Genomic DNA, 4069 nt, shown 5'->3' on the forward strand with positions numbered 1-4069 from the left:
AATCTTGCATCCGCAACCGCAGTACCCCCCGGGGTCTTTGTGCTGTGGGGTGCGGGCTCGGGTGATGGGACGACGAGTGCCCCGTCGCCCCGCCTGCATTGACAGGCTCATATGTGATCCAGGGATCCCGACGTGCATTAAATATTATCACTGAATTGAATATATATAATAGTTTGTATTGTTACAATAGACTGCTACAACACCTTTTCTCGGAAGGGAACTCTCGTTGCCCTGCGTAGACTCCCCTTCTGGCTGATGCAAGGCAGATGTGGAGCGAATAGTCTGGCCGGCCGCCCCGACCCCCCTCTGGCCCGTCAGGCCCAGAGCAGTAGGGGTGCTCACCCTGCGCCGGCATACTCGCACCCGAAAGACGGGACAGAGGGGGTTGGCGGAGTGTCATGAACGCCTTGTATGCGCGCGACGCGAGGGTAGAAAGTGACGCTTCCTATCAACTTCCTGCGATATATTGAATACACGCAACAGGTTGGGTACATCCAAATTGGCGGTACCACCGAAAGGGGCACCCACGTATGACCGTCTACACCGTCGCCTTGTCCAAAGGCGGCTCCACCAAGACCACAACGGCTGCTGAGCTTGCTGCTGCTCTAGCCGCAGCTGGACGCCGAGTGCTCGCCATCGACCTTGACCAGCAGGGAAACCTCACCACCCGACTCGGGCTGACCGATGACAGCGAGGTCCCGGCTGTGGCCGCTGAGGTGCTCACTGGGGAGGCCACTGCGGCCGAGGCCGCAGTGCCGAGTCCCACCGTTCCTGGTGTGCACGTGCTGGCTGGCACCCATGACCTGGCTGACATGGACACCCACCAGGTGCCGGATCTGGTGACTGCCTTGCGCGATCACCTACCCACGGTGGCGGAACGTTTCGACGACGTAGTCATCGACACCCCGCCGGCGCTGTCCGGACTTACCCTGTCCGGGCTGGCCGCCGCCGATGTCGTAGTTGCGGCGGTGGCCTGCGAGGTCGAAGCCTTGGATCAGCTCACCCGGCTCTCCGATGTCATCGAAGTCCGGCTGGCCCGCAGAGCCCGTCCCGGGCTGGCGGTCTCCTGGGTGGTGCCCACCCGCTATGACGGGCGTCGGACCCTGGATAAGGAGGTGGTGGAATTGCTCGAGCAGATGCACCCGGCAAGGTCACCACCCGGTGCGCGAGGCGGTGTCCGTGCGTGATGCCTACACGGCCGGAATGCCGGTGTCCGTCTATGACCCGTCCTCCAAGGTGGCCGCCGACTACCAGGCAGCCGTGTCTCCGATCATCGTCGCCAGCACAGGAGCCCGTATCTGATGCCCGCCCGCAGATCCCTCAAAGACCGCAACAAGGCCGCCATCACCCGCCCTGTCGAGGCGCCCCCCGCCGAGCCCGTCGCTGAACCCACCCCTGAGGAGAAGTCCCCAGCCATCACAGCGCCCATGGCAGACGCTCCGGCAGTGGGGGAGCGGAGCGCCTCACAGGACCTCGCCACCCGATTGACGGAAAGTTCGACTGCCACCATCGAGCAGGGCGGCCGTACTCGCCGGCCCCAGGTCCTGCCGGTGGGCACGGCACGCCTGGGTTTGTATCTGCGCCAGGCCACGCTGGAAGGAGCCAAGTCCGCCTACGTGGCCGACCTAGACACTTTGGCTGATCCGCCTACCAGCTTTGCCCGATGGATCGCCGCCGCCCTGGACACCCATGCCGCGCGCACCCCTGCCGATCGGGCGAGGCTGGCTGAGGCTCACCCGGATCCCGAAGAGGGTAAGCGCGGGGTCAATCGCGCCTTCATCCTTCCCGTGGACACCATTACCCGAATGGAGGAGACCACGGGCATCGACCGGCGAGCCGGGCGGATGCAGTCCGTGAGCCAGTTGGCCGCCGAAGCACTGCGCATTGCCATCGAAGACGCCAGGGTGCGCAATGGCGGGAGCCTGCCAATCGCCCCGAAGCGGCTGCCCAACAAACCCGTTCGCTGACCAACTAATTAGCTGTCACTAGTGCGTATCGCACGTCCCGTTGATAGCGAATTTTTATTCGATCTATTCAATAAGCCGCGGCCTGTCAGATAGATACCGGAACGAACGGTCGGTGCCAATGCGCCTCCGGGAAGGGCTCAGGAGGTGGGGGAGTCGCGGGGAGGCTGGTCGACCGGGGCAAAGTCATCGCCACCTGTAGTAGGAGGCCGGAACCCCATGTGCGGCTTGATGGGTCAGGAAGGCCTGGCGGCGCTTCTTGCGCCATCTCCAGGTGAAGATGCCGATGCCCAGCCAGATGAGTCCGCCGACGGGCTCGACGAACACTCCCAGCGTTGCGACGAAGGCGAACCACATCAAGATGGCGGAAAGGATGCTGGGCTTCTTCGGCGCAACCGGTGGGGCGGAGGGTGCTGGCGCCGTATAGGGCGCTACGGCCGGTTGAGCCGGCCCGGGGTGGTCAACCCACGCGGGACTAGTGGTGTAGTGGGCCGGCGCCGGGTCGGGGCTGGCGGGATTCGGTGTCCATGCCGGGACAGCGGGTGCAGATGCCGGCGGTTCCACAATTTCTTGCCGTTGCCGCTGGGCCTCTTCTGCGTCCCGGCGGCGCTGTTCGGCCTCGGCCTGTTCACGGCGTCGTTGGGCTTCTGTCTGCTCGCGGCGGCGCCGCTCGGTCTCCGCTTGCTCCCTGCGGCGCTGCTCAACTTGCTCCTCGGCGGTGGGCATGTAGGCGTTGGGCAGCACGTAGTGGTCTTCCTCGGGGGCGAGGGTGTAGTCAACCTGCGAGGGTTGCCGCAACCAGGCGTCGGGGATCTCGTGGGCCTTGGCGGCTTGGATGGTCAGGGCCGCTTTCAGGGCCGAACCTTGGATTCGGCCCCAAACCAGGGCGCGGTGCTCGACGTCCTCCAGGTGGCGCAGCGTGGGGGTGAAGTGGGCGCCACTGGCCGGGGTAAGGCCGCCCACCTCTTCGCCGTCGAGGTAGACCCGGACGGTGTCCTTGGTCTCTCCGGTACGCAGTTGCTGGGTGCCGCGGCGTAGCTCGAGCAACAGGACGCCTTCTCCGCTGGGCGGGACGTAGTTGAACAGGTGGTCGAAGTGGTCGTCTTCCCCGACCACCTGCAGGGTTGTCCCGTAGGGCAGCACGACCCCGTGCACGTGCCCGGCGTTTAGAGGCACCAGTTGCTCCGGGGTCGGTAGGGAGAGCTTCACGGTGATGTCCAGGGCGGGGCCCAGGTGGAACTGCCACTTGTCCACGGTCAAGGACCCGGGCACGACGACCGGTTGGCCGCTGGCCTGAATGCGGTTGAGCGCGGGAGCGCAGCGGGTGGTGTCCTCCTCGGACAGGTACCCGATTACCTCGCCCTTTAGCCGCACGGAGATCGCCCCGGGCTGGTGCGGGTTGTCCGGTTCGGTGACGAGCTCGAAGACCAGGTTCTCGGAGGTGATCTTGTCCCCCAGCACGGGCTGGAACAGCTTCTCGACCGTTTCGGCGCGCGGGTGCGACATCTGAAGGCGGGTGGTTTTGGCCGGCAGGATCGGGAAGGTTGAGGCCGGCACGTGCCCGCCCAGGATAGCTTGGGCGTCGCGCACGTTGGTCGGCAGCACCGTCTCATAGGCCGACCGAGCCGGGGAGGCAGCCGGCGTGCTCGAGCGGCGGGTGTCGGTGCCGACAATGGGTTGGTCGGCGCCGGGGTGCAGGCCCTTGTGGAAGGTCGGGTTCTTCCGCCCATAGGTGCGGGGCAGCTTCACCGATTTCTTGGCTCGCCCACCGGCCGCTGCGGCCAAGGCCCGCACAGAGGGCAGGTTGACGCGCAGGTTCACCCCGATCCCGCTGTCGTAGGCCGAGCGTTTGGCCCACACTGTGCCCGAGGCCAGAATCAATTGTCCCTTCACCGAGACCGTGGCCAGTGCAGGGAAGTAGTCCTCTGCGACCTCGGCCGGCAGGTACCCGAGCACGTCGTCGTTGCGGCGGATGGACACCGCGGTGTTGTCATAGGGGTTATCCGGCTCAGGTACCAGCTCGAACGTGCAGTCCTCGATCAACGGCCCCGCCCCGGGCACGGGCTGGAAGTGACGCAGCAGCGCCTTGCGATAGTTCGACTCCC

The 4069-nt window shown here is 65.5% G+C and carries 3 protein-coding genes; 2 read left to right on the forward strand and 1 reads right to left on the reverse strand.

All coding sequences use genetic code 11. The annotated features are described in order from the left end of the window. Positions 1 to 530 precede the first annotated feature (530 nt). Positions 531 to 1187 carry a ParA family protein gene (locus tag BJF77_RS01410; protein WP_075871076.1) on the forward strand — a complete coding sequence of 219 codons (657 nt, stop codon included), beginning with the start codon at positions 531 to 533 and terminating at the stop codon, positions 1185 to 1187. Between the two features lie 114 nt (positions 1188 to 1301). Continuing rightward, positions 1302 to 1967, forward strand: coding sequence for a hypothetical protein (locus tag BJF77_RS19305; RefSeq protein WP_083664914.1), 666 nt, complete (start codon positions 1302 to 1304; stop codon positions 1965 to 1967). A 183-nt stretch (positions 1968 to 2150) separates the two neighbouring features. Here the strand turns inward: BJF77_RS19305 and BJF77_RS01420 are convergent. Further along, a partial coding sequence (locus tag BJF77_RS01420) for an HIRAN domain-containing protein (RefSeq protein WP_075871077.1) occupies positions 2151 to 4069 on the reverse strand: 1919 nt, incomplete at its 5' end.

The organism is Kocuria sp. CNJ-770, from assembly GCF_001942375.1.
Lineage (GTDB): Bacteria > Actinomycetota > Actinomycetes > Actinomycetales > Micrococcaceae > Kocuria > Kocuria oceani.